Genomic DNA, 25,310 nt, shown 5'->3' on the forward strand with positions numbered 1-25,310 from the left:
CCTCAGACGTTGGAACGGCGCACGATCAGATCAGAGCGATCGAATACGGCGGGCAGAAGGTCGACGCCAAGGCCGGGGCCTTCCATCGGGAAGACATAGCCGTCCTTGATCACAGGCATCGTGGTGACGAGCTCATTGTACCAGCCCTTGTAGAAGGCGCGTACCGATTCCTGGATCAGCGTGTTGGGCTGGCTGAAGGACATGTGGATGGCGGCGATGAAGCCGATCGGGCCGATGCAGTCGTGCGGGGCGAAGGGACGGTGATAGGTCTCGGCCATGGCCGCGATCTTGCGGCCCTCGGTGAGGCCGCCGGTCCAGCACAGATCCGCCATCACCACGTGCATGGCGTCGCGGTCGAGCATGTCCTTGTAGGGAAAGCGCGAGCCCAGCGTCTCGCTGGCGCAAACCCAGACGTCGGTCGAGCGCGCATATTCGGCGAGCGCCTGCGGTGAGTTCATGCGGATCGGATCTTCGTACCAGGTCGGCTTGTAGGGCTCGAGCGCGCGCGCGATCTGCTTCGCGGTCGGCAGATTCCACAGCGAGTGCAGCTCGACCATGATCTCCATCTTGTCGCCGACGGCTTTGCGGATCTTCTCGAACGGCTCGATCGCCTGTTTCATCTGGGCGGCCGTAATATAGAGGCCCTTGTTCTCCTGCGCGGCAGGATCGAACGGCCAGATCTTCATCGCGGAGATGCCGCTTTCCAAAAGGTTTTCGGCGAGCGCATCGGCGCGGTTCATGAAGCCGTCGAGATCTTCGTAGGGACCCTTGTTGGCTCCGAGATTCCAGTTCGCGACCGGGCTGATATTGGTGGAGCGTACATATTGCGTGCCGGCGCAGGTGTTGTAGATCCGCTGCTTGTCGCGGCAGAGGCCGCCGAGCATCTGGTGCACCGGCTGATTGCAGACTTTGCCGAAGAGATCCCAAAGCGCGATGTCGATCGCCGAAGCCGCGCGGTATTCGACGCCGGTCGAGGACTGCGCCATCGGCAGGTTCAGCATGTCGCGATGGATCGCCTCGATGCGCAGGGGATTACGGCCGAGCAGGCGTCCAGCAAAGGTGTCGTGGATCTGCGCTTCGACGGCGCCCGCACCGTAAAAGGTTTCGCCGAGACCGATCACGCCCGTGTCGGTGTGGACGCGCACCCAGATGACGTTGGAGAATTCCTCGGTGCGCAGCGTTTCGATCGACGTGATCTTCACGGCCATTGTCCTCCCGTCACAGGCGCCTCGCGCCGGTCTTGTTCATTTCGCACCGCAGCACGCCGCGGGCTGGCGAGTCTTACGCCGGCTTGTAATATATCACAACATGTTTTAAGGGTGCCACAAACAAGGCGTCGCCTGCGACAGCGCAGGCGGACGGGGAGGGAGACATGGCAAGGCGCAAGCGCGCGCTCGAGGTGGTGAGATCAGGGGACGACGGCGAGGGCAGGCCCTCACGTCGCAACCGTCTGAATTTCTTCGAGCTGGCCTATCAGAAGATCGAAGAGCTGCTCGTTCATTGCGAGCTCAAGCCGGGCCAGTTCATGACCATGCTGGAATTGCAGCAGATCACCGGCTTCGGGCGCACGCCGGTTCATCACGCAGTCAACCGTCTCTCCGCCGACACGCTCATCATCATCCGTCCACGCCACGGCCTGCACATCGCGCCGATCGATCTTGCGCGCGAGCGCATGCTGCTGGCCCTGCGCCGCGACATGGAGCGTTTTGTGATCCGCCTCGCGGCCGATCGCGCCAGTCTCTCGCACCGCAATCAGGCGCTGCACATCGAGCGCGTGCTGCGCGAGCGCCGCGCCACCCTGACACTGGACGAGTTCAACAGCATCGACCGCCGCATCGACGCGCTGGTGCTGGAAGCCGCGGGCGAGCCTTTCCTGGTGCATACGCTGCGGCCGCTGCACACGCTGTATCGCCGCATCGGCTACATCCACCACCGCTTCATGCCGGGACAGGCCGATCTATCGGGAACGATCGACCATCATCTCGGCATTCTCCATGCAGTTGCGAACCGCCGCGTCGAGGATGCGGTGAAGGCGAGCGATGCCCTGATCGACTACATGGGCCAGATGTTCACGGGCATGGAGACGGGGATCGATCCGCGCCTGCTCGATTGCAGCATCGAGCCGCTGCTGGGTGCTTGAAAAGCACTTGGCGTAAGAAAGTTTTGAAGAGAGGACCAAACATGTCGACGATGGCTGCGCCACAGCCGACCGCGAGCGAAGCCGCGGTCCGCTACCTCATCACCAACTACAGTCCCAAGGGCAACAAGGTCGGCTGGCTGATGATGGCCTCGATCCTGGTCGAGGCCTGGGATCTCTATTCGATCGCCTTCGTGCTGATCTTCATCAAGGAGCAGTACAATCCCGATCCGTTGATGCTTGGTCTCGCCGCAGCCGGCACGCAAGGCGGCGCGCTGATCGGCGCGCTGCTCGGCGGCTGGCTGTCCGACAAGATCGGCCGGCGCGTGATGTTCCTGGTGACGATGGTGATGTTCATCGTGCTGGCACTGGCGCAGGCCTTCGTGCCCGACGTCTTCTGGCTCGTTGTCATCCGGTTCTTTCTCGGCATCCCGCTCGGCTCGGATATCTCGACCGGCTACACCTACATCATGGAATCCATGGCCAAGGGCGAGCGCGAGGTGATGGGCAACCGCTGGCAGTTCATGTTCGCCGTCGGCGAGGTGCTGACCATCGGCGTCATCGTGATCTTCCTGTTGTTCGACATCCATCACGAGACGTTGTGGCGCGTGACGCTCGGGCTCGGTGCGGTGCCGGCGCTGATCATCCTGCTGTTGCGCCACGACGTGCCGGAGACGGCGGTGTGGCTGGTGCAGAAGGGACGTTATCGCGAGGCCAAGCAGGTCGCGCGCGAGATGTTCAACGACGACCTCTCCATGCTGCCGGATCGGGACGTGCCGGTGCCGAAGGTGAGCACCCGCGCTTTCCTCGCCGACCTCAAGCAGGACCCGATCCGCTGGCGCGCGACGATCTACGGCTGGATCGCCTGCTTCGCGCAAGGCAGCGAGTTCTCGACCTTCGCGTTCTATCTGCCGGTGCTGTTCGTGATGGTCGGCGTGTCGAGCGTGCTCGGCATCAATCTGGTGACGATGGCGCTGTTCTGCTTTGCCGCTCTGTCCGGCTGGGTCGGGCCGCTGCTGACGCCGAAGATCGGCCATCGCGGCATCGCGATCGCGGGGTTCTCGATCGTGCTGGCTTCACTCCTGGTCGCTGCCTTCGCGCTCTATACCGACAACAAGATCCTGCTGCCGTTTGCGGCCGCGGCGATGTTGTGGGGTCACTATTGGGACGCGTCGAACTGCATGACGATCCCGACCATGGTCGCCAAGCCGAAGTACCGCGGCACGGCCAGCGGCTTCGCCTACATGTTCGTGAAGCTGCCGTCGTTCCTGGCGATCTTCCTGTTCCCGACGGTATTCGCCGCGGTCGGGCAGGCCAACGCCACGCTGATGGTCGCGATCTTCCCGCTGATCGGATTGCTCGCTGCAATCTTCATCCTGCCGGAAGTGTACGGCTACGAGAACGATTGACGTCCAGGCGTTACCTGATCGCGGCGGCCAACGCCGCGATCAGGGCCGGCGGCGTCACCAGCAGTCCGAGCTTGAGGAACGGCCAGGCGCCGACCTCGATCTTCTCCCGCCGCAACGCGACCAGCCAGAGGATGGTGGCAAGCGAGCCCGTCACGGACAGATTGGGCCCGAGATCGACGCCGATCAGGATGGCGCTGACGACGGGCGCGGGCAGATGATCGCTGGCGGCGACAGAGCCCGCGACGAGGCCGACAGGCAGATTGTTGGCGATGTTGTCGGCGATGGCGGTGGCGATGCCGACGCTCCAGGCCGCTTTGGTCACGGATTGCTCAACAGCCTGGTGCAAGAGCGCGCTGAGCTGACCGATCACGCCGGTCTTCACCAGCGCCTCCACCATCACGAAGAGACCGCCGACCAGCGGCAGCACGCTCCAGGAGACGCCGCGCAAGACCGGTAGCGGCGATTGCCGGCTGATCAGCAGCACGATGGTGGCCGTCACCACGCCGCAGATGAAGGTCGGCAGGCCGAGCTGCTTGTCCAGCGCGGAGGCCGTGACCAGCACGACGCCAATGGCGACGATGCCGGCGGCCGTGAGCTTGCCGCCGCGGCCAAGTATTGGGTGTGGCACGCTGCGCGCGATCGTCTCGTCCTTCAGCGCCCGGTGCTGGGTCAGGCGCAGCACGATGTAGGTCAGCAGGATCGAGGCCGCCGAGGGCAGGGCGAACAGGCGCAGCCATTCGGTCAGTTGCGGCATGCGCGCGCCGAACACGACGAGATTGGCGGGGTTTGAGATCGGCAGCACGAAGCTCGCGGCATTGGCAATGAAGGCGCAGACGAACAGATAGGGCAGTGGTTTTGCGCCGGCCGCCCGCGTCGCGGCATAAACGGCCGGCGTCAGCACGATCGCGGTGGCGTCGTTCGAGAGCAGCACGGTCACGATCGTGCCGACGATGTAGATCAGCAGGAACAGCCGCTGCGGCGAGCCGGCGGCATATTCCACCGCGAGCGCGGCGAGATAATCGAACAGGCCTTCGAGCCGGGCGAGCTCGGCAATCAGCATCATGCCGATCAGGAAGAGATAGACGTCGACACCCTTCTCGATGCCGAAAAGCGCATCCTGCCACGGCAGCAAGCCGAGCAGCACCAGTGCGCCGGCGCCGAGTACGGCCCAGATCGCCTCGGGCAGGCTAAAAGGGCGGATGATGACGCAAGCAGTCGCGACGACCACGATGCTCCAGGCCCAGATGGCGTCAGACGGCACGTTCAATCCTTGTGGCGTGAGTTCATTTGGCAGCGATAGCGGAAGCCGGCCCTGATGTCTTCGCCTTCGGCGGACACCTCAGAACTTCACAGCCAGCAGAACCGCGCCGGCGCCGATCATGGTGATCCCGATCCAGCCTTGCGGGGTCGGCCGCTCGCCGAGAAAGGCGAAGGCGAACAGCGCAACCAGCACGACGCTGAGCTTGTCGATCGGCGCCACCAGCGTGGCGGGGCCGAGCTTCAGGGCGCGGAAGTAACAGAGCCATGACGCGCCGGTCGCGAGCCCCGACAGCACCAGGAACAGCCACGTCTTCGACGACACCGCGGACGGCACCGCGAACTGGCCGGTGAAGAACAGCAGCACCGAGAATGCCAGCAGCACCACGATGGTGCGGATGAAGGTGGCGAGGTCAGGATTGATGTTCTCGACGCCGACCTTGGCGAAGATCGCGGTCAGCGCCGCAAAGCAGGCGGAGAGCAGCGCCCAGGTCTGCCAGGCGGAGAAGAGGGCGGGTTTCATGGGGTAGGTATCGCTTCGTTGAATTTCATGTCGGCAGGTGCATCCTAACACTCCGCCGTCGTCGCGGCGAAGGCCGGGACCCATACCCACAGGGAGAAGCTTGACACGAGATGGTCATTGGCAACCTTCGCCAAACACGTTTTCGTGGCTATGGGTCCCGGCCTTCGCCGGAACGACACTGTCCGGCTTGGCTAACAATTACCTTGCCACCGACAGCTTCTCCGTGATCGCCTTGCGCAAAATGCGCGAAAGCGACTCCACCGAATACGGCTTCTGGATCAATTCAAATCCGCGATGGGCGTTTTCGGCGAGCACGTTGCTGTAGCCGGAGGTGAGCACGACGGGCAGGCCCGGATAACGCTCGCGGATGATGCCGGCGAGCTCGACGCCGTTCATGCCGGGCATGATGACGTCGGAGAACACGAGATCGACCGCGAATTCGTTCTCACCGAGGATGGCGAGCGCCGCATTGGCGTTCGAAGCGCGACGGGTGACATAGCCGAGGTCTTCCAAGAGCTCGGTCGAGAACCGGCCGACATCGTCATTGTCCTCGACCACGAGCACGCGATAGCCGCGCCCGGTGGTTGCGCTTTCGCTGGTGAGCGAAGCGGCTTCCTTTTCGCCGGCAGGGCTCTGTGCCTGCGGCAGGTAGATGGTAAAGGTCGCGCCCTGGCCCGCCGTGCTCGTCACGGCGATATCGCCCTCGGACTGCTTTGCAAAACCAAAGGCCTGGCTGAGGCCGAGACCGGTGCCCTTGCCGACTTCCTTGGTGGTGAAGAACGGCTCGAAGATCGCGTCGATGTTTTCGGGTGCGATGCCGCTGCCGGTATCGGCGACCGAGATCGCGACATAGTCGCCGCCGCGCGCCGATTGTGCCCGCAGGTGCGGGATGCCCTGAACCTTGCGCACTGAAATGGTGAGGCAGCCTTCGCCCTCCATGGCGTCGCGTGCGTTGATGGCGAGGTTGATCAGCGCGGTCTCGAACTGCGCGATGTCGGCCACCGTGAAGCAATCGGCATCGTCGATCTCGACCACGATCTCGATGCGGCCGCCGACCAGCGGACGCACCAGCTGCGCGACGCCTTCGACCTGACTGCCGACGTTGAAGATCTGCGGCTTCAGCGGCTGCCTTCGTGCGAACGCCAAAAGCTGCGCGGTTAGCTTGGAGGCTCGCTCGACCGTGTCGGAGATGGCATCGACATAGCGGCGGCGGCGTTCCTCCGGAAGCTCGCGCCGGCGCAGGAAGTCGGTCGCCGAGCGGATGATGGTGAGGAGGTTGTTGAAGTCATGCGCGACGCCGCCGGTGAGCTGGCCGATCGCCTCCATCTTCTGCGACTGCCGCAGCGCTTCCTCGCCGCGTCGGCGCTCGGTGATGTCGACGGCCTCAGGCACGGCGCCGGTGATGTTGCCCTGGCGGTCGAGCACCGGACGCATGCCGAATTCGAAATCGCGCTCGCCGATCGGCAGGCGGAGCCGCATCTCCAGCCGCACGGCCTCGCCCTTCAGCACGCTATCGAATGCTTCGCGCACGGCGGCGCTCATGCCGTGCGTGCCGGTGAACCAGGGCGTTTCCCAGAACGGCTTGCCGATCACATCCTCGCTGCGCGCCTTGATGCCGTCGAGCGCAGTGTTGTTGGCGTAAAGCAACTCGCCCTCGAGATTGACCAGGCCCTGATACTGGTTGCTGGTGGCGAGGATCGCGCGCAGCCGGGACTCGTTGGACTCGAGCTCTGTGGTGCGCTCGGCGATGCGTTCTTCCAGGGTCTCGTTGAGCTTCCGCAGCTCGATCTCGGCCCGCTTGGCGACGGTGATGTCGTGGGCGACGCCGATGAAGCCGATATGCTTGCCGGTCGGGTCCCAGCGCGGCTGCGATTCCGAGCGCAGCCAGCGCCATTCGCCTGATGCATCCTTGTAGCGTGCCTCCAGAACGAACGGTTTCAGCGAGGCTTCGCCTTGCACGGATTGCTGCAGGACATGCGGCAGGTCGTCGGGATGCAGCACCTTGCGCCAGTCGAAGGCGATGGCCTGCTCGTAGGGCAGGCCGACGAAGTCGACATAGGCCTGGTTGGCGAAGGAGCGCGTGCGGTCGAGTTTCGTCACCCAGATCGGCACCGGCGCGCTGTCCGCAATCAGCCTAAATCGTTCCTCGCTCTCGCGAAGCGTTTCGCGCACCAGCATCTGGTCGGTGACGTCGATATGGGCGCCGACGAGGCGGACGGCGCGGCCGTCGCTGTCGCGCTCGATCTTGGCGACGACGCGGATCCAGCGCGTCTCCCCGTCGTTCGGGCGGATGATGCGGTATTCGGCGGTGTAGTCCTCGACGGTCCCGGCCAGCGCATCGAAGAAGTGTTTGACCGTGGCGTCGCGGTCGTCAGGGTGGATACGGCTGACCCAGTCCTCATGCGTCTCGTCGGCGGCCTCGGGCGGCAGCCCGTGAATCATCAGATATTCCGGCGAGCGGCGGTTCTTGAAGCCTTCGCGGAAGTCGACCTCGAGCCCGCCGACCTTGCCGATGCGCTGAATGCGCGCCAACTCCGCCTCGCGCTCCTGGAGCGCACGATAGGCATTGTCGCGTTCGCGCGCGATCTCTTCGAGGTGCTGGCGCAGCCTCTCGGCGGCTGTGGTTTCGGACGTAGGATCGTTCAAGGCGTCGGCCGTTGTGATGCTGGAGCGCGCGTGCCGGGCCGATATTCACATAGACAAAGCGTGATAGCCATTGCTCAAAAGGGAATATGCAGGGTGGTGGGAATGAACGAACGTCGGGTCTGGTCATTTGTTCCGAACGTCGGAACGACGAGCGGTCGGCGCGCGTATCTGCGGGGCGCCGCAACGTTCCTATGCCGAAGGCCTCGCGCCGGACTGGCAGCAGAATTCCGTCTTGGCCTGCGCCACCGTGCATCCCCGGGAAGATCTCGCTGAGACCGCGCCGCACTATCTTCACATCGTGGGCTTTATCCGCCCGGTCCTGGACCTGACCAAGGCCGGGAAGCCGTGGGCTGTCCCGGGGGGCTTGCCAGGTCCGCGACGGTCTTGCGCTGGTACGCCAGAGCGGAGTGGATTTAGACCGTTGCCTCCGGCCGATTTTGCTGTACCACGACAGGATACGGCCCCGTCCGCTCGGCCCACCAACGGCCCGGAAGGGGTCCCGCCCAAGGGACGAAGCTCAAGAAAAACATGTTCAAACGCATCCTGATCGCCAACCGCGGCGAAATCGCCTGCCGGGTCATCAAGACCGCCCGCAAGATGGGCATTCTGACGGTTGCCGTCTATTCCGAGGCCGACCGCGACGCCCTCCATGTCGAGATGGCCGACGAGGCCGTCCTGATCGGCCCGCCGGCCGCGGCCGAGAGCTATCTGGTGATCGAGAAGATCGTCGAAGCCTGCCGCAAGACCGGCGCGCAAGCCGTGCATCCCGGCTACGGCTTCCTGTCCGAACGCGAGGCATTTCCGCGCGCGCTCGAAGCTGCCGGCATCGTCTTCATCGGCCCGAACCCCGGCGCGATCGCCGCGATGGGCGACAAGATCGAATCCAAGAAGGCCGCCGCGAAAGCCAAGGTCTCGACCGTGCCCGGCTATCTCGGCGTCATCGAGGACGACAAGCACGCCGTGAAGATCGCCGACGAGATCGGTTACCCCGTGATGATCAAGGCTTCCGCCGGCGGCGGCGGCAAGGGCATGCGCATCGCGCATTCGACGGCCGAGGTTGCCGAAGGCTTCAATCTCGCCAAGGCCGAGGCCAAGGCCTCGTTCGGCGACGACCGCGTCTTCGTCGAAAAATTCATCGTCGATCCCCGTCACATCGAGATCCAGGTACTGGGCGACAAGCATGGCAACGTGATCTATCTCGGCGAGCGCGAATGCTCGATCCAGCGCCGCAACCAGAAGGTCATCGAGGAGGCGCCGTCGCCGCTGCTTGACGAAGCCACCCGCCGCAAGATGGGCGAGCAGGCGGTCGCGCTGGCCAAGGCGGTGAATTACGATTCCGCCGGCACCGTCGAGTTCGTCGCCGGCCAGGACAAGAGCTTCTACTTCCTGGAGATGAACACGCGCCTTCAGGTCGAGCATCCCGTCACCGAGCTCGTCACCGGCGTCGATCTGGTCGAGCAGATGATCCGCGTGGCTGCGGGCGAAAAGCTCACGCTTACGCAGAAGGACGTCACGCTGACCGGCTGGGCGGTGGAATCGCGCCTCTATGCCGAAGACCCGTTCCGCAATTTCCTGCCTTCGATCGGGCGGCTGGTGAAATACCGCCCGCCTGCAGAAGTGAGCAAGGACGGCATCACCGTGCGCAACGACACCGGCGTGCAGGAGGGCGGCGAGATCTCGATCCACTACGATCCGATGATCGCAAAACTCGTCACGCACGCGCCGTCGCGCGCGGCCGCAATCGAGGCGCAGGCGACCGCACTGGATTCGTTCTATGTCGACGGCATCAGGCACAACATCCCGTTCCTGTCAGCGCTGATGCATCATCCGCGCTGGCGCGAGGGCAATCTGTCGACCGGCTTCATCGCGGAAGAATTCCCCAAGGGCTTTGCGGTGCGCGTGCCCGAGGGTGAGGTCGCGCGGCGGATCGCTGCTGTGGGTGCTGCCATCGATCACGTGCTCGGCGAGCGCAAGCGCCAGATCTCCGGCCAGATGGGCGGTCGCGTCGTGCAGCGCGAGCGCCGCCGCGCGGTGTGGCTCGATCGGAAGGAGATTCTCCTCGAAATCGCGCGTGAAGGCGACGCGATCGCGATCCGCTTCATCGATGCCGAGGGCAAGACCGGCAATGCGCATCTGTTGCAGTCCGCGTGGAAGCCGGGTGATCCGGTCTGGCAGGGTACCATCGACGGCCACTTCGTCGCGGTGCAGACGCGCCCGATCGCCAACGGAATTCGCCTTGCTCATCAGGGCGTCGAGGTGCCGGTCTATGTCTGGACCGAAGCGGAAGCGGCTTCGGCGAAGCTGATGCCGGTGACGACGGCCTCCGACACCGGCAAGAAGCTGCTCTGTCCGATGCCCGGCCTCATCGTCTCGATCGCGGTGAACGAAGGGCAGGAGGTCAAGGCCGGCGAGACGCTGGCCGTGGTCGAGGCCATGAAGATGCAGAACGTGCTGCGCGCCGAGCAGGACGGCACCGTGAAAAAGATCCACGCCAGCGCGGGGGCGACGCTCGCGGTGGACGCGCTGATCCTGGAGTTTGCGTAAGGGTGTGAGTGGGGCCCCGGTGGGCCACAAACGCTGTCGTTGCGAGCGCAGCGAAGCAATCCAGAAATGCATCCGTGGAGGCAGTCTGGATTGCTTCGTCGCTACGCTCCTCGCAATGACGGAGTATGATGCGGCGTCCGTGACCTGACCGAGATATCACCATGGCCTTTCGTTCCCGCCGCGAAAAATTGCGTACAATCATCTCGGGCTCGGCCTGTGTCCATCCCGGCTCGGTCTATGACGCGATCTCGATCCGTATCGCCGAGGACCTCGGCTTTCCGCTCGGCATGTTCGGCGGCTCGGTCGCCTCACTCGCGGTGCTTGGCGACCCCGACGTCACCCTGATCACACTCACTGAGCTTGCCGAGCAGATGCGGCGGATGTCGCGTGCCTCCTCGCTGCCGGTGCTGGTCGATGCCGACCACGGTTACGGCAATGCGCTCAACGTGCGCCGCACCGTACAGGAGTTGGAGACGGCGGGCGCCGCCGGCCTGACGATCGAGGACACGCTGCTGCCGGGGGCCTTCGGCGAGGCTAAGGCGCAGTTGATCTCGCTGGAGGAGGGCGTCGGCAAGATGAAGGCCGCGCTCGATGGCCGTAGCGATCCCTCGCTGGTCGTCATGGGCCGGACCGGCGCGGCCGCGATCACCTCGATCGAGGATGCAATTCGCCGCGCCAGAGCCTATGAAGCTGCCGGTGTGGACGCGCTCTTCTTCACTGGCATCAAGTCGCGCGCGGAGCTCGAAGCCATCGTGGCCGCCACGCGCCTGCCGATCGTGCTCGGTGGCGCGCCGGACGAATTGAACGCGATCGACTATCTCGCCGGCCAGCGCGTGCGCATCGCACTTCAGGGCCATGCCCCGATCGCAGCCGCCACGCAGGCCGTCTACGATGTTCAGAAAGCGCTGCGTGAAGGCACTGCGCCGAAAGCGTTGAAGGGATTGCCGTCTGCGGAGCTGACAAATCGCGTCATGCGCGAGGCCGATGTCAAAGCGCGCAGCGCCGATCTCCTCGGATTGAAAAAATGAGCCGCGCGATTCTCCAGGTCATGATCCGAGGGCGCGTGCAGGGCGTCGGCTATCGGGCCTGGGTCGAGTCCCAGGCGGCCGCCTGTGGGCTCGAAGGCTGGGTCCGCAACCGCCGCGACGGCAGTGTCGAGGCGCTGTTCGCGGGCACGCCGAAACTCGTCGCCGACATGGTCGCACTGTGCCGCCACGGGCCGCCGTCTTCGCATGTCGATAGTGTGACCAGCGAAACCGCCAGTGTCGATGAGTTGAACCTGCGCGGGGCCGGCGAGAAGTTCTCGGTATTGCCGACGATTTAGCCTCAGAAAGGATCGTCATGCCGAGGCTTGTCCCGCCTGCGCGGCCGAAGTCGCCTCGGCGAGGCGAAAGCCCGGGCATCCACGTTGTTCCTGCTGCGTGGCTAGGCGTGGATGGCCGGGTCAAGCCCGGCCATGACGACGTAGGCGGGGCGAGACGAATAGCTCACCGCGGCAGCTTCGAGATCGCTTCGCTCAGCTCGTGGATCTCATACGGCTTGCGCAGGATCGGGAAGTCGCCGCGCACGCCGGCGGCGGCTTCACTATAGCCGCTGGCGAGCAGGATCGGCAGGTCGGGGCGGATCTGGCGGAGGCGGTGGGCGAGGCCGAGTCCGTCCATCTTGCCGGGCATGACGATGTCGGAGAAGACGAAGTCGACGCCATTGTGCTCAAGCTCGCGTAGCGCGGACTCCGCATCCGCAACCCGGCGCACGTGATAGCCGAGCTGTTCCAGGAGACCGATGCTGACGAGGGCGACGTCAGGATTGTCTTCAACCAGCAGCACCGTGCCGCTGCCGCGCGCCGGTGTCGCCTCGACGGTCTCGCTCGGCGCGATCGCGGTCGAGCGCGGCAGCAGAATGGTGAAGATGGTGCCCTTGCCGAGCTCACTGGCAACCTTGATCGTGCCGCCGGCCTGGTGGGCAAAGCCGTGCACCTGGGACAGGCCGAGACCGGTGCCTTTTCCGACTGGCTTGGTCGTGAAGAACGGCTCGAAGATCTTGTCGACGACGTCGGGGGGGATGCCGAGCCCGGTATCGGCGACGGTGACCGCGACGAATTCGCCGCTGTGGAACGGATCGTCCAGGACGATGTTGTGCGCGCCGATCGTGACCGTGCCACCGTCGGGCATGGCATCGCGCGCGTTGATGACGAGATTGAGCAGGCCCGTCTCGAGCTCGGAGACATCGGCCCTGACCGGCCAGACGTCGCGCTCGATCTCGAAGGCGAGGCGAACAGCGCTGCCGACGCCGGCGTGAAGCACCTCGCGGATTGCCTCGATGCGATCGCCGAAACGGATCGCCTGCGGATTGACGCTCTGCCGCCGCGCGAAGGTCAATAGCTGTCCCGTCAGCGCGGCGCCGCGCTTGGCGGCGGTTTCGATCGCCAGGACCGCGCGCTGGAACTTGGAATCGTCGGGGTCGGCCTTCTTCAGGATGTGAAGGCTGCCGGTGATGATCATCAGCAAATTGTTGAAGTCGTGCGCGACGCCGCCGGTGAGCTGGCCGAGCGCATCGAACTTCTGCGACTCCGCAAGCTGGGTCTGCATCGCCTCGAGCTTCACTTGCGTGTTGCGGCGCTCGGTGATGTCGCGTGTGATCTTGGCAAAGCCGACCAGCGCCCCGTCCTCGTAGATCGGGTCGATCACCACGCTCGCCCAGAAGAAGGTGCCGTCCTTGCGGACGCGCCAGCCTTCCTCCTCGTAGCGGCCTTGATCGCGCGCGATGCCGAGCGCGCGGGCAGGCTTGCCATTGGCCCGGTCGGTCTCGGTATAGAAGCGCGAGAAATGCTGGCCGAGGATCTCCTCGGGCGAATAGCCCTTGATCCGCTCGCCGCCGATGTTCCAGCTCGTGATGATCCCGCTGGGATCGAGCATATAAAGCGCGTAGTCCGCGACTCCTTCAACCAACAGCCGGAAACTCCGCTCGCTTTCGAACAAGTCTCTCTGTTGACTGGACTTTTTGACCATTCCGGACCCCGCCTCAACGGGGGCAAACGCCCTGAAAGGCGTTTGGTTCCCGATCTCTGGGACGTTTTTAGGCAAATTGAGCGGACGGTATGCAAGAGGCAAGGCGATTACGGCACTTGACACGCCATCGTAAGCGTCAGATATTTCTGTCATGACAGAAATAACCGGAAAGAAGAAACTCCCCGCTGCCGTCGAGCGCTTCATCCTGCATTGGGGAGACATGGGGGATCAGTGGGGCGTCAACCGCTCGGTCAGCCAGATCCACGGGCTGCTCTATCTGGCCGAGGCGCCGATGACGGCGGAGGACATCGCCGACACGCTCGGTATGGCGCGCTCCAATGTCTCGAACTCTCTCAAGGAGCTGCTCGCATGGAACCTGATCCGGCGGGTGCCGATCCTCGGCGACCGTCGTGATCATTACGAGGCGGAAACCGACATCTGGGAGGTCGCAGCCCGGATCGCGGCACGGCGCAAGGAGCGGGAACTCGATCCGGCGATCACGGCGCTCAGGGCCTGCGTCACCGATGCCGCCGACGATCCGACCATCAATCCGGTCGCCAGCAAACGGCTGAAGGAGATGCTCGCCTTCACCGAGCTCGCCGATCACTGGTTCATGCAGATGCTGAAAGTGCCGCGGCCGCGGCTGGTCGCCTTGATGCGGCTTGGCGAGAAGATCGCCAACCTGCTGCCGCTGGGCAAGGCCAAATAGCGTTGAGGAGGGTGTGATGACGTCGGCGAGATTATCAGGCTCCAACGCACCGACCTCCGCCCACATCAGACTGCTCGACGACCGCCGTTTCCGCGCACTGCTGTCGGACGAGGATTGGGGCCGCCTGCCGCTCGCGACCTGGCGGCGCTTTTCCAAGCGCGTCGCCGACGGTGACAGCGTGGTTTATGTCGGCGTCGTCGACGAGGTCTCCTTCAGCGACATCGGCTGGTGGTTCGCGCAAGCCGCGCGCCTGATTGGCGGGCCGCTGCCCGCGGGGCGCGACATCGGCGTGCCCATGATCGTGACCGTCACCGAGGACGCCGCGACCGGCGGCCAGACCTGGACCCGCATCTGCGCGCGCAAGCGCGGCTTTCCGCAAGTGATCCATTCGGCAAAGCGTTTCGCCGGCCCGACCGGGCTCGAAGAGTATGTCGGCTTCGGCGTCTGCATGGCGCTGCGTATCTCGGTCGAGGACCAGGCGCTGACGTTTCGCAGCGCCGGTTACGGTCTGCAACTCGGCGGCTTCTGGATCCCGTTGCCGCAATGGCTCACACCCGGCGATCTCACCGTGACGCATCGCGATCTCGGCGAGGGCGCCTTCCGCTTCACCCTCGATGTCACTCACCCGCGTTTCGGTGTGCTGATCCACCAGTCCGCCGTGTTCAGGGAGGCCGTATCATGACGCCGCTGTTGTGGACCCTCATCGCCATCCAGATCGTGATGGGCGTGTTCGACACTTTCTATCACCACGAATTCACCGAGCGGCTGGCCTGGCGGCCATCGCAGCGCTTCGAGCTGAAACTGCACGGCATCCGCAACATGCTCTATGCGCTGCTGTTCCTGCTCCTCGGCTGGCTCGAGGTCTACGGCGTGCTGGCGCTCGCGATCGTTGCGGTGCTGGTTGCGGAGATCGTCATTACCCTGATGGATTTCGTCGAGGAGGATCTGAGCCGGAAACTGCCGCCGAGCGAGCGGATCAATCACACGCTGCTCGCGATCAATTACGGCGCCATCCTGGTGCTGTTGCTTCCGGTGCTGATCGATTGGGCGATGCAGCCATTTGGTGTGACGGTCGTGCGTCAGGGCCTGCTCAGCATCACCGCAACGGCCTGCGCCGTTGGCGCTGCGCTCTGCGGCATCAGGGATTTTGCCGCGATGCGTCGGCTGGGCCGCATGAAGAGCGTTCCTGCACACGGGCTGGTCGAGAAAATCCCCGGCCGCAAGACCGTGCTGATCACGGGCGCGACCGGTTTTATCGGCAGCCGCCTTGCGGCGAGCCTGGGCGGGGCAGGGCACAACGTCATCGCGCTGATACGCAATCCAGCGAAGTCCGAGATGCTGCCGCCGCCGGTGACGCTGATCACCAGCCTCGATCAGCTCGCCCCGGATACGCCAATCGACGCCATCGTCAATCTCGCGGGCGAGCCGATCGGTAACGGCCTGTGGACCGAGGCGAAGCGGGCGAAGATCATCGGCTCCCGCGTCGACATGACCGGTGAGATCGTCAAATTGATCGCGCGGCTCGAGCGCAAGCCCGAGGTGCTCGTCAGCGGCTCCGCGATCGGCTGGTACGGTCTGTGGGCCGACCAGGTGCTGACCGAGTCGGCCAAGTCTCACGCCTGCTTCAGCCACGAGCTCTGCGCGGCCTGGGAGAAGGCGGCGCGGCCGGCGGAAGAGCTTGGCGTCCGCGTGGTCAACCTGCGCATCGGCCTCGTGCTCGGGACCGAAGGCGGCTTCGTCACACGCTTGCTGACGCCGTTCGAGTTCGGGCTCGGCGGTCCCATCGGCACCGGCCGGCAGTGGATGTCCTGGATCGAGCGCGACGATCTGATCCGGCTGATCGCCTATGTGATGGCGACGCCCGATCTTGCCGGACCCGTCAACGCGACCGCGCCGATCCCCGTCACCAACGCAAAGTTCACCGAGGAGCTTGGCCGCTGCCTGCACCGTCCCGCGGTGTTACGCATTCCCGGCGGCCTGTTGCGCCGGATCGGTGGCGGCTTTGCCGATGAGCTCCTGCTCGGCGGCCAGCGCGTGCTGCCGAACAAGGCGCTGAGCCGCGGATTTGTGTTCCGGCACGAGACGCTGCGCAGTGCGTTCGAGGCGATCCTGTGAGACGTCAGGTGGTGGCGACACTTCGAAATGTTGCCGCCACCGCACGCAGCGCCGCGAGTTTTGCGGGATCGCTGACCTTCGAATGCAGCATCACTTTCGAGCTGCCGAGTTTGGGTAGCTTGAGCGAGGGTCCGATGTCGACCAGACCGGGAGGTGCGATCCGTCGCGCCAGCGGCGCAATCGCAAGTCCGGCAAGTGCGGCTGCCACCACGGCGGTGACACCACCGCCGACAAAGCGCTCGCGCCAGGCGATGCCGGCCCTGTCGAGCGCGCGCACGGCGACGGCGCGGACGCCGCAGGGCGGGGCGAGAGTTGCGAGCGACAAACGCTCGCCCTTCGGCAGCGTGAAGCGCCGCGCTGCGAACCAGCCGAACTCGTCCTCGGTCAGCTTCTCGCCGCCGCGGCGGCTGCCTTCCTGGCGGACGATCACCGCGTCGAACTCGCCGGCGTCATAAGCATCCTGCATCTCGCGCGAAAAACCGATGGTGACGGCAAGCGTCAGGCTTGACGACGTCGCGTGCAGCCGTTCGAGCAGCGGCACCAGTTCAGGGCCCGCCGCGTGATCAGAGATCCCGAGCGAGAGCGATTGCGCCGCCGGCGCTTCGCCCGACAGCGCGCGGTCATGCGCCGCCATCAGCGCGCGGGCGCGATCGAGGAAGCTGGCGCCCTCGGCCGTGAGGCGGACCGCGCGCGGCGAGCGTTCGACGAGGCGTTTGCCCAGCAATGTCTCCAGCCGCTGCAACTTGAGGCTGACGGCTGCCTGCGTCGTGCCGAGCGCTTCGGCGGCGCGGGTAAAACTCTGGAGGTCGGCAACCAGGAGGAAAGCCTGGATCGTGGCGATGTCGAGGGTGGCTGTCATTTTAAATGGTTATCACTGGTATCATCAGAGATAAGATACCAAAATGATGAAGCAAGGTCTAGTTTCTCACCAACGCCGCGCAAACAGCGCGACATCTTGAGGAGAACGACAATGCCCCTGATCACCGTGTCCTACACCTCGTCCCGCCAGTCGCCCTCGCTGAAGGCCGACATCGCGAGCGCGGTGTCCGAGCTCACAGCAAAGATCCTGCACAAGGATCCCAAGGTCACCGCCATCATCGTGAAGTCGGTCGATGCGAGCGACTGGTTCGCCGGCGGCAAGTCACTCGCCGACGAGAGGCTCGCCAGCTACTGGATCGACATCCACATCACCGAAGGCACCAACACCAAGGACGAGAAGGCCGCCTATCTCGCCGCGATGTTCAAGCGCATGGCCGAGGTTTTGGGCCCGCTGCATCCCGAGACCTACCTGCACGTCGACGAGGTCAAGGGCGACGCCTACGGCTTTGGCGGCCTGACCCAGGAGCGCCGCTACATCGCCGGCAAGCTCGAGGTGCCGCTGAAGGCCGCGTGAGGCTTTTGAGCCGCGGGCGAGCCGTCTCGCCCGCGGCTCGTTCGTCAGCTCGCGGCCCGGAACTGGACTTCGGAATTGTTCAGGAAGCAGGTCTTGTCGAACAGCCTGAGGTCCAGCGGGTTCGGCAGCCTGACGTCGCTGAGATCAGGGCAGGGCTTGATGGCGGGATCATAGGACCGGTCGATCTGCGAGATGAAAACGACGATCAGTCCCTTGTCGCGCGCGAAAGATTTCAACGCCCGCACCTGGACCGTGAGATCAGGGCTTTCCCGCCGCTGGTCGAGCAGTTGCAGATAGTCGATCACGACGACGGTGCCGCGCGGCGCAGCAGCCATCTGCTTGACGATGTAATCGGCGCTGATCGCGTCGGAGCAGTCGATCTCGAACAGCCTGTCGAACTGCGCCGGCTCCGCGCCGATCGCGCGCAAGCGGTCCAGCACGTCTTTCTCGGTGTATTCGAGTGAGAAGAACGCCGCGCGACGACCTGATTTCATGGCCTCCACGGCGAGCTCGAGGCTCATCAGCGTCTTGCCCTGGCCGGGACGGGCGCCGACCAGCACCAGATCGCCAGGCTGGAATTGCGGGAACAGCTTATTCGCCGGCGTGAGCGCTGCGGCCTTCGCCGCGAGCATGCTCCAGGCGGAAAACCCTTCCGTCGCGGCGATGCAGTCGAGCGCATCGTGGAGCGGAATGCCTTGCTCGCGGGACAGTCGCTTTGCTCTTCGCTTGAGATGATAGATCGGGGCCGACAGTTTCATGGTCAGAACCTCCTGATGCGAGCAGAAAGCGCATTCCCTCCTTATGCCCAATGCTCGAACAGTCGGTCCGATGGTCTCATCGCCCGACATGATTTCTGCTTTCCCGGCGGAGGGGGGAGGCGTGGGCGACACCTGACGCAAGCGTAACCGATTCCACGCTCGCCAGGAACGCGATCAGATGTCTCCAACAGGATTTGAATCAGGCGGCAGCTTCCGGCAGCAGTGCGCGGGTCGGCCCGAACAGCTCTTCAAAGGCCTGCCGAAGCGCGACGTCGACGTCTTCCATGGTTACGAGCTGGCCGAGATCGACCAGCGAGGTGACGCCATAGCGGGGATCGGCAACGCCGCAAGGAACGATCCCGGCGAAATGCTCGAGCTCCGGCTCGACATTGATGGCGATGCCGTGGAACGAGACCCAGCGCTTCAGCCGCACGCCGATCGCGGCGATCTTGTCCTCGTGCTCGGGCCCTTTATCGGCGCGCTTCACCCAGACTCCGACCCGGTCCTCGCGCCGCTCGCCGCGGACGTTGAAGGCGGCGAGCGTCTTCAGGATCAGTTCCTCGAGGCTTGCGACATAGGCGCGGACATCGGGCCGGCGGCGCTTGAGGTCGAGCATGATGTAGGCCACGCGCTGGCCGGGGCCGTGATAGGTGAGCTGCCCGCCGCGCCCCGTCGCGAACGTCGGGAATCGGGGATCGAGCAGATCGGTCTCCTTGCCCGATGTCCCGGAGGTGTAGAGCGGGGGGTGCTCGAGCAGCCAGACCAGCTCCGGCGCATGGCCCGCCGCGATCGCGGCGACCCGCGCTTCCATTTCGGCGACGGCCTCCGGATAGGGCACCGGCGCGTCCGAGATTCGCCACTCGACGGGCTCGCCGCCGGCGACGGAAAACGACGTCAAATCGAGCTCTTGACGCTGGTTTTGGCGGGGGTTTTGAGGCGGATTAACCATTGGCTAACCATAACGTGGTGATGATCGGAGGCGCAAATGCCAAGTCCCTTGGTTTAGTCTCCAGTTGCGGCGGTGCTGACAGTGCCTACTCTCGATAAAGTCACCGTGGATCTCATGGTCGTCCTCGGGACGACCACCATGCCGATCCATCAAGTATTACGTCTTTCCCGCGGCGCCATCATCGAGCTGGACGCAACCGAGGCCGACGAGGTCAAGGTCCTCGCCAACAATCTGCCGGTGGCTTCCGGCGTCGTGCTGGTCGATCGCAACCGGATCGCGGTCGAGGTCAAGCAGATGCTGCCGCGGACGCCGGGCACGCGGTAGCGGCCGGGGCACGCGGTAGCGGCCCGGGCACGCAGTAGTGGTCGGCCCGTCCGATAGGGCCGATCCGGGCAGGGACGCGACTTTCCTGCCAGGCTTGTGGAATTCAGAGCCTTTGCAGGCTTGTATCCCCCTGATGGATTTGTTAGATCGGCGACCGCTGATCCGGCCAGCCAACGACCTCAGGCCGGTATCTTCTTGCGCTCGTGGCGGAATTGGTAGACGCGCTGCCTTGAGGTGGCAGTGGGTAACACCGTGGGGGTTCGAGTCCCTCCGAGCGCACCACCTCTCAAATTTCATCGCTGGAAGCTGACGGTCCGCACGGGTCCCTCAGCCATATTCCTCGCCGATCCCGTATTCCCGGTAGATCTCGAGCGGATCGAGGTCGGGGAACAGGCGGCATTTGGCCTGGGCGAGGTGCAAGCTCACCGCGTTCGGCTCCTTGCCGTGCGACAGCATCTTGCGGATGTCGTCCATATGCGCGCTGGGCTGGTGCTTCGCCTCGAGTTGCTCCAGTGCGACCAGGGCGGTCGCAAGCGCCTCGGTCAGAACCCAGTCGTCGTGCCCCGTGATTCCCTTCTTCGGCATCGGCAGACCCCAATCCGCAGACTTCGCCCGTGGCGGCGGCAGCAGTCTACCGTAGCTTGTCTCGAATCTCCATCGAGCCGCGGTGCGTGGAACAAGGCGAGGCGCCGCGCGCTCGCTTGCATTATGGCGGCGCGTGGCTAAAAGGCGGCGGCGCGCGGGGGCGACGGTATCCTTCTTGAAACAAAGTTGGCGTAGACGGACCTCGCGCGACCTCTCTCGGCTGGAGCCAGCATGGTCTTTCTAAGCTTCGTCTATCGCTTCCTGACCAACTTCGCATTCATGGCGCTGGTCTATTTCAGCCTGAACTTCATGGAGAAGTATCAGAACCGGGCGATCCTCGCGATCCTGGTGCTGATCTATAGCGGCATGCGCGCGGCCTCGACATTGCGTGCGTTCTACTTCTTCCAGAAGATCGAGAAGCTCGAGGCCGAGACCAAGCGGCTCCAGGCGCCGATCAATGACGGCTCGGGCGGAACCAGCGCGCGCAAGCAGGTCGTGGCCGACGTGGCGCGGATGCGCCGTGACGGCGAGCTCAAGTCCTATATGGATCTGTTCTTCCTGGCGCTGATCGTGCTGCTCTGCGTCGCCAACATCATGCGGCAGTAACGGCGCTTAACTCACGCGCGCTTCTTGACGCTGGTGGCGAGACGGGTCGGGCGGGACGCTGTGCTCTTCGCTTGAGCCGAGTGCTTCGGCCCTGTGTGCGCAGCCGTTCGCCGGGCGTTGATCTTCCCAGCCTTGCCCTTGCCGCGATGCGGCCCTTCGGTTGCCATCGCGATCCGCGTCGCGGCGCGCCGCGACAAGGTCGTCGAGAGCAGCACCTCGATCGACCCCTCGGGGATCGCGAAGAGATCGCGGTCGGGCGCGGCCAAGGTGGATGCGATATCCGCCTGCGCCATGGTCTTGCGCGGCAGCAGCTGCGGTTGGTGCGCGGTCTGCGTGTTGAGATCGGCGAGGCCGGGAGCCGGCAGCGTTTTGGTCTGCGTGAACACGAAATTCGGCACAGTCGGCCAGCGCGCGATCCGCGTCGTTTCCGTCGGCGGATGCAACAGCCACTCCACCGGCGTGGTCGGCGTCGCCGGACGGTCGGCGGTCGCGGGCACCACATGCACGATGCGATAGCCGCGCGCCTTCAGGTCGCGAATGATCTTCGGCAGCGCCGCCACCGTGCGGGCCTGGATGTCGTGCAGCAGCAGGATGCCCTTGCCCTTGGCCTCCAGCCGCTGGATCGCCAGCTGATAGACGCGGTCCGACGAGATGTGGCGCCAGTCGTCGGCCGGGAAGTCGGCGCTCCACACCTGGATGCCGCGCGAGATCAGATAATTCTCAACGGCGTCGGCGCGCATCAGCCCGGGGATGCGGAAGAACGGCGCGAGCTTGGACGGATCGGTCATTGCCGCCGACGTCCACTCGATGCCGCCGTTGATCTCGGCCTCGGCCTTCTCCATCGGCATCCTGTTCATCGTCAGGGGATGGGTCATGCTATGCGTGCCGACGGTGTGGCCCGCCGCGATCAGCTTGCGCACGCCTTCCGGGTTCGCCTTGGCCTGGTCGCCGATCTCGAAGAACGTCGCCTTGATGCACTCGTTGGCGAGAATCTGAAGCACCTGGTTGGAGTATTTCGGCAGCGGACCGTCGTCGAAGGTGAGGACGACCTCGTGGTCCTTCAGCGGCAGCGTCTCGCGGTACTGCATGGTGCCGATGCGCGGATGCTCGCGCGGGTCGACGACGAGTGTGCGGGAGGTGCCGAGCGCGTCGGGATGTCCCGGGCATTCTGCGGCAAGGGCCGCCGGCGGCGCCGCGGTCAGCAACCCCGGGAGCAGGACAGCCAGCAAGACGGCCCACGATCGCGTCCGGACAACAACGCTAGTACCGATCATGAACCCTGTAAGCCTTCATCTGCGACTGTCGCCATAGTAGGTCGGAGACATCAGCAAACGGTTCAGGCGCAAAGGCCGTTCCCGCCGATGATCCCCCCGGATCATTGCATGGCGTAGCATGAACAGAGTGTTAATAGGGCGCAAATCACCCCATTTTGGTCAGCCGTGACTTTCCGGCATCAATGCGCGTCGGCGTTCTTCCGTGATGCGTCCGCCGGCACGATGTGGACCACGTGAAAGCCGTTCTCCCGCAAAAATCGCAGGAAGGCGGGCATCATGGCCGCCGTACGCGCCTGGGCATCGTGGAACAGGATGATACCCTTGCCGGCGGCGGTGATACGCTCGGTGATGAGCTTCAATTCCTGATCCGGCGTGATGTCGTTCCAGTCGCTGGCCCAGAGATCGGCGCCGAACACGACGATGCCGCGCTGCTCGAGCACGTCGAGCTGGGCCGGCGTGGATTCGAAATAGGGGAAGCGGAAGAACGGCGTCGACGGCGTCGTCGTCGCGACCCCGTGCAGCGCCTTCTCGTCGGCGGCGATGCCGTGGTCGATCTCGTATTTCGCCGCGCCGGCCGGGATCCGTGCCATGTAGGGATGTGACCAGGTGTGGTGGCCGATGGTGTGACCCTCGCGGGCGATGCGCTTGACCATGTCTGGAAATTCGGCGGCGCTCCGGCCGACCAGGAAGAACGTTGCGCGCACGCATTCCTGCGCCAGCGCCGCCAGCACCTTGGACGTCGACTGCGGACGCGGGCCGTCGTCGAAGGTCAGCACCACCTCATGATCGGCAAGCGGCAGCGTCTGCGGAAAGCTCTTCAACCCGACACGCGGCGTGGTCTCGGCATCGACGCGCATGACCCGCGAGGTGCCGAGCGCATCGCTCCGCGGGCAATCCGCGGCCTTCACTGAGCCGATCGCGGTGAGGGTGGCGAGAGCCAGGCCCATCGTGATCGAGGTCCATTTCGGCCGCTGCATCTTTGCCATTGCGCTCCCGATTGCCTTGTGGGTATTGCCTGCCCGTCAGCCCAAATTATCAACCTGTGAAACGGCGAGGCGTACCATGGATGAACATATGGATAGCGCTGCCTCCGCCGAGGCATTGGTACTCGACCACGTCCCGATGCGCAACGAAGACGGCGAAATCAGGCAGGAATTCGTCGAGGAAATCGCCCATGCGATCGAGGCCGCCGACAGTGCCGCGCTGCGCGCCTGCGTTGCCGACCTGCACGAGGCCGACCTCGGCGATCTCATCGCGGCGCTCGCGCCCGACGACCGCGTCCGCCTGGTCGAGCTGACCGGCGCCGACTTCGACTTCTCCGCGCTGAACGAGGTCGACGAGAGCGTCCGCGAGGAGATCCTCGACGAGCTGCTGCCCGAAACGGTCGCCGAGGGCGTCCGGGAACTGGAATCCGACGACGCGGTCGAGCTGCTCGAAACGCTCGACGAGGAGGAACAGGAAGAGATCCTCGAAAAGCTGCCGCTCCAGGAGCGCGTCGCGCTCGAGCGCAGCCTGTTGTATCCGGAAAACTCGGCCGGCCGGCGGATGCAGACCGAGTTCATCGCCGTGCCGCAGGATTTCACGGTCGGTCAGGCGATCGACTACATGCGCGATACGCCCGATCTGCCTGACCGCTTCTACGAGATCTACGTCATCGACAAGGACCAGCACTGGCTGGGTGCGGTTCCGCTCGACGTGCTGTTGCGCGCGCGCCGTCCGGTGCCGCTCACCGAGCTGACCGACGAGGATCGCCGCCGCGTCTCCGTCCTGGAGGACCAGGAGGAGGTGGCGCGCATGTTCGGCAAGTACAACCTCGTCGCCGCACCCGTGCTCGACACCCAGGACCGGCTCGTCGGCGTCATCACGGTGGACGATGTGGTCGACGTCATCGAGGAAGAGGCGGACGAGGACCTCAAGGCGCTCGGCGGCGTCACCAGCGACGAAGAGCTGTCGGACACGTTTCTCACCATTGCGCGCGGCCGCTTCAACTGGCTGCTGATCAATCTCGCCACCGCCTTCCTGGCGTCATCGGTGCTCGGCCTGTTCGAAGGTCAGCTCGAACAGATGGTGGCGCTCGCCGTGCTGGCGCCGATCGTCGCGAGCCAGGGCGGCAACGCCGCGACCCAGACCATGACGGTTGCGGTGCGCGCGCTCGCGACCCGCGAGCTCGGCTCTTCCAACGCCTGGCGCGTGGTCGTCCGCGAGGCGCTGGTCGGCCTCATCAACGGCGTTGCCTTTGCCGTGATCACAGGCATCGCCGCGGTCGCCTGGTTCAAGATCCCGGGCCTCGGCATCGTCATCGGGCTTGCGATGATCTGCAACCTCATCGCCGGCGCGCTCGGCGGCATCCTGATCCCGATGGCGCTCGAACGCGTCAGGGCCGACCCGGCAGTGGCCTCGGGCACGTTCGTGACGACGGTGACCGATGTCGTCGGCTTCTTCTCCTTCCTCGGCATCGCGACGCTGTGGTTCGGGTTGAAGTAGGGTGCGCGGCAACTACACACTGGTGTCCCGGCGCGCTGCAACGCCCTTCGCGTTGCTGCGCAGAACCGAGACCCAGGAGGCGGCATACTCTGTGGCTAGATGGGCCACGGCTCAGCGGCGCACCGCGAAGGCGCGCCGCGCCGCGTCCGGGGCACGAGACCGCGTACGTGCGGCGTTATCTTTAATCCGACCTTAAGCGACCTCCCGCATGATCGCTCCGCTTGGGGGAATGAGCATGCGGTTGCGGCTGAAGGCGGACGGACGGGTCGTTGAGTTGCGGGACGGGCAAGAGTGTCCTGTCCAGCCGGTTCAGCCTGCAGTCGAAGCTTCGCCGGCCGAGGCCGGCTCGCTCGCGGTGCGCGATTTGCGCCGGCGCGCCTGTCTCACCCAGATGGAGTTCGCCGCCAAGCTTGGCGTGCCCGTCGAGACCATCCGCAACTGGGAACAGGGCAAGCGCGCTCCGCGCGGACCCGCCCGCGCGCTGCTGGCCGTGATCGCGCATGCGCCCGACATGGTCTTCCAGGCGCTCGCCAAAGCCTGACGTCAAGGCCTGACCTGCGAACCTCCCGTTAGCTTTGCGGCTGAAGAT

The 25,310-nt window shown here is 64.8% G+C and carries 25 protein-coding genes and 1 tRNA gene; 15 read left to right on the top strand and 11 right to left on the bottom strand.

Annotated elements, in window-relative coordinates:
• Window positions 1-2: 2 nt before the first annotated feature.
• Window positions 3-1,202, bottom strand: coding sequence for a mandelate racemase/muconate lactonizing enzyme family protein (locus tag JQ631_RS07125; protein WP_212328521.1), 1,200 nt, complete (start codon window positions 1,200-1,202; stop codon window positions 3-5).
• A 170-nt stretch (window positions 1,203-1,372) separates the two neighbouring features.
• Here JQ631_RS07125 and JQ631_RS07130 point away from each other — a divergent pair, with 170 nt between their 5' ends.
• Window positions 1,373-2,140, top strand: a complete 768-nt coding sequence (locus JQ631_RS07130) for a GntR family transcriptional regulator (protein ID WP_212325043.1) — start codon at window positions 1,373-1,375, stop codon at window positions 2,138-2,140.
• A gap of 41 nt (window positions 2,141-2,181) precedes the next feature.
• Entirely contained in the window at window positions 2,182-3,546 is a 1,365-nt protein-coding gene (locus tag JQ631_RS07135) for an MFS transporter (protein WP_212325045.1), read from the top strand.
• Window positions 3,547-3,556: 10 nt separating this feature from the next.
• Here the strand turns inward: JQ631_RS07135 and JQ631_RS07140 are convergent, their stop codons facing one another.
• The 3 genes from JQ631_RS07140 to JQ631_RS07150 all read right to left on the bottom strand — a co-directional run bounded on the left by JQ631_RS07140 (window position 3,557) and on the right by JQ631_RS07150 (window position 7,990).
• Window positions 3,557-4,807, bottom strand: coding sequence for an arsenic transporter (locus JQ631_RS07140; RefSeq protein ID WP_212325047.1), 1,251 nt, complete (start codon window positions 4,805-4,807; stop codon window positions 3,557-3,559).
• 78 nt (window positions 4,808-4,885) lie between these two features.
• Complete coding sequence (locus tag JQ631_RS07145) at window positions 4,886-5,326, bottom strand: EamA family transporter (RefSeq protein ID WP_212325049.1); 441 nt, start codon at window positions 5,324-5,326, stop codon at window positions 4,886-4,888.
• Between the two features lie 198 nt (window positions 5,327-5,524).
• Window positions 5,525-7,990, bottom strand: a complete 2,466-nt coding sequence (locus JQ631_RS07150; RefSeq protein ID WP_212328522.1) for a PAS domain-containing hybrid sensor histidine kinase/response regulator — start codon at window positions 7,988-7,990, stop codon at window positions 5,525-5,527.
• Between the two features lie 109 nt (window positions 7,991-8,099).
• Between JQ631_RS07150 and JQ631_RS32625 the strand changes: the two genes are divergently transcribed.
• The 4 genes from JQ631_RS32625 to JQ631_RS07170 all read left to right on the top strand — a co-directional run bounded on the left by JQ631_RS32625 (window position 8,100) and on the right by JQ631_RS07170 (window position 11,840).
• Window positions 8,100-8,519, top strand: coding sequence for a putative zinc-binding metallopeptidase (locus JQ631_RS32625; RefSeq protein WP_212325051.1), 420 nt, complete (start codon window positions 8,100-8,102; stop codon window positions 8,517-8,519).
• The gene (locus tag JQ631_RS07160) at window positions 8,501-10,516 is read left to right on the top strand and encodes an acetyl-CoA carboxylase biotin carboxylase subunit (protein WP_212325053.1); all 2,016 of its coding nucleotides are present in this window, start codon (window positions 8,501-8,503) and stop codon (window positions 10,514-10,516) included. The genes JQ631_RS32625 and JQ631_RS07160 overlap by 19 nt, the downstream gene beginning before the upstream one ends.
• Before the next feature lie 161 nt (window positions 10,517-10,677).
• Window positions 10,678-11,544, top strand: a complete 867-nt coding sequence (locus JQ631_RS07165; RefSeq protein ID WP_212325055.1) for an isocitrate lyase/PEP mutase family protein — start codon at window positions 10,678-10,680, stop codon at window positions 11,542-11,544.
• Window positions 11,541-11,840 (top strand): acylphosphatase, encoded by a 300-nt coding sequence (locus JQ631_RS07170; protein ID WP_212325057.1) that lies wholly within the window; start codon window positions 11,541-11,543, stop codon window positions 11,838-11,840. The genes JQ631_RS07165 and JQ631_RS07170 overlap by 4 nt, the downstream gene beginning before the upstream one ends.
• A 163-nt stretch (window positions 11,841-12,003) precedes the next feature.
• On the opposite strand, the gene JQ631_RS07175 is transcribed toward JQ631_RS07170, so the two are convergent.
• Window positions 12,004-13,524, bottom strand: coding sequence for a PAS domain-containing sensor histidine kinase (locus tag JQ631_RS07175; RefSeq protein WP_212325059.1), 1,521 nt, complete (start codon window positions 13,522-13,524; stop codon window positions 12,004-12,006).
• Between the two features lie 151 nt (window positions 13,525-13,675).
• Here JQ631_RS07175 and JQ631_RS07180 point away from each other — a divergent pair, with 151 nt between their 5' ends.
• The 3 genes from JQ631_RS07180 to JQ631_RS07190 are packed head-to-tail and all read left to right on the top strand — an operon-like array spanning window position 13,676 to window position 16,348.
• Window positions 13,676-14,233 (top strand): GbsR/MarR family transcriptional regulator, encoded by a 558-nt coding sequence (locus tag JQ631_RS07180; RefSeq protein ID WP_212325060.1) that lies wholly within the window; start codon window positions 13,676-13,678, stop codon window positions 14,231-14,233.
• Window positions 14,234-14,249: 16 nt separating this feature from the next.
• A complete protein-coding gene (locus tag JQ631_RS07185) occupies window positions 14,250-14,915 on the top strand; it encodes a DUF4166 domain-containing protein (protein ID WP_212325061.1) in 666 nt (221 codons plus the stop codon).
• Window positions 14,912-16,348 carry a TIGR01777 family oxidoreductase gene (locus JQ631_RS07190; RefSeq protein WP_212325062.1) on the top strand — a complete coding sequence of 479 codons (1,437 nt, stop codon included), beginning with the start codon at window positions 14,912-14,914 and terminating at the stop codon, window positions 16,346-16,348. Before JQ631_RS07185 ends, JQ631_RS07190 begins: the two co-directional genes overlap by 4 nt.
• Window positions 16,349-16,352: 4 nt before the next feature.
• Here JQ631_RS07190 and JQ631_RS07195 read toward each other — a convergent pair whose 3' ends face one another.
• Window positions 16,353-17,207: a LysR family transcriptional regulator gene (locus tag JQ631_RS07195; RefSeq protein WP_212325063.1), complete on the bottom strand. Its 855-nt coding sequence runs from the start codon at window positions 17,205-17,207 to the stop codon at window positions 16,353-16,355.
• Between the two features lie 111 nt (window positions 17,208-17,318).
• On the opposite strand from JQ631_RS07195, the gene JQ631_RS07200 reads away from it, so the two are divergent.
• Entirely contained in the window at window positions 17,319-17,741 is a 423-nt protein-coding gene (locus JQ631_RS07200) for a tautomerase family protein (RefSeq protein WP_212325064.1), read from the top strand.
• 44 nt (window positions 17,742-17,785) lie between these two features.
• On the opposite strand, the gene JQ631_RS07205 is transcribed toward JQ631_RS07200, so the two are convergent.
• Entirely contained in the window at window positions 17,786-18,499 is a 714-nt protein-coding gene (locus JQ631_RS07205; RefSeq protein WP_212325065.1) for a DNA helicase, read from the bottom strand.
• Between the two features lie 199 nt (window positions 18,500-18,698).
• Complete coding sequence (lipB, locus tag JQ631_RS07210; protein ID WP_212325067.1) at window positions 18,699-19,448, bottom strand: lipoyl(octanoyl) transferase LipB; 750 nt, start codon at window positions 19,446-19,448, stop codon at window positions 18,699-18,701.
• Window positions 19,449-19,529: 81 nt separating this feature from the next.
• Between lipB and JQ631_RS07215 the strand changes: the two genes are divergently transcribed.
• Window positions 19,530-19,772, top strand: a complete 243-nt coding sequence (locus tag JQ631_RS07215) for a FliM/FliN family flagellar motor switch protein (protein ID WP_011088012.1) — start codon at window positions 19,530-19,532, stop codon at window positions 19,770-19,772.
• A 197-nt stretch (window positions 19,773-19,969) separates the two neighbouring features.
• Window positions 19,970-20,054: transfer RNA gene (locus JQ631_RS07220), tRNA-Leu, on the top strand.
• 45 nt (window positions 20,055-20,099) lie between these two features.
• Here JQ631_RS07220 and JQ631_RS07225 read toward each other — a convergent pair.
• Window positions 20,100-20,357 (bottom strand): hypothetical protein, encoded by a 258-nt coding sequence (locus tag JQ631_RS07225; RefSeq protein ID WP_212325069.1) that lies wholly within the window; start codon window positions 20,355-20,357, stop codon window positions 20,100-20,102.
• 231 nt (window positions 20,358-20,588) lie between these two features.
• Between JQ631_RS07225 and JQ631_RS07230 the strand changes: the two genes are divergently transcribed.
• Complete coding sequence (locus JQ631_RS07230; RefSeq protein ID WP_212325071.1) at window positions 20,589-20,963, top strand: hypothetical protein; 375 nt, start codon at window positions 20,589-20,591, stop codon at window positions 20,961-20,963.
• An 11-nt stretch (window positions 20,964-20,974) separates the two neighbouring features.
• Here JQ631_RS07230 and JQ631_RS07235 read toward each other — a convergent pair whose 3' ends face one another.
• Together JQ631_RS07235 and JQ631_RS07240 are read right to left on the bottom strand one after the other, a co-directional pair.
• Window positions 20,975-22,237, bottom strand: coding sequence for a polysaccharide deacetylase family protein (locus JQ631_RS07235; RefSeq protein ID WP_212325073.1), 1,263 nt, complete (start codon window positions 22,235-22,237; stop codon window positions 20,975-20,977).
• A 179-nt stretch (window positions 22,238-22,416) separates the two neighbouring features.
• On the bottom strand, window positions 22,417-23,223 hold the full coding sequence (locus JQ631_RS07240) for a polysaccharide deacetylase family protein (RefSeq protein WP_212325074.1): 807 nt from the start codon (window positions 23,221-23,223) through the stop codon (window positions 22,417-22,419).
• A 76-nt stretch (window positions 23,224-23,299) separates the two neighbouring features.
• Between JQ631_RS07240 and mgtE the strand changes: the two genes are divergently transcribed.
• Together mgtE and JQ631_RS07250 are read left to right on the top strand one after the other, a co-directional pair.
• On the top strand, window positions 23,300-24,721 hold the full coding sequence (mgtE, locus tag JQ631_RS07245) for a magnesium transporter (protein ID WP_212325075.1): 1,422 nt from the start codon (window positions 23,300-23,302) through the stop codon (window positions 24,719-24,721).
• Window positions 24,722-24,950: 229 nt separating this feature from the next.
• Entirely contained in the window at window positions 24,951-25,262 is a 312-nt protein-coding gene (locus JQ631_RS07250; protein WP_212328523.1) for a helix-turn-helix domain-containing protein, read from the top strand.
• Window positions 25,263-25,310 lie beyond the last annotated feature (48 nt).

Source organism: Bradyrhizobium manausense, assembly GCF_018131105.1.
Taxonomy (GTDB): domain Bacteria; phylum Pseudomonadota; class Alphaproteobacteria; order Rhizobiales; family Xanthobacteraceae; genus Bradyrhizobium; species Bradyrhizobium manausense_B.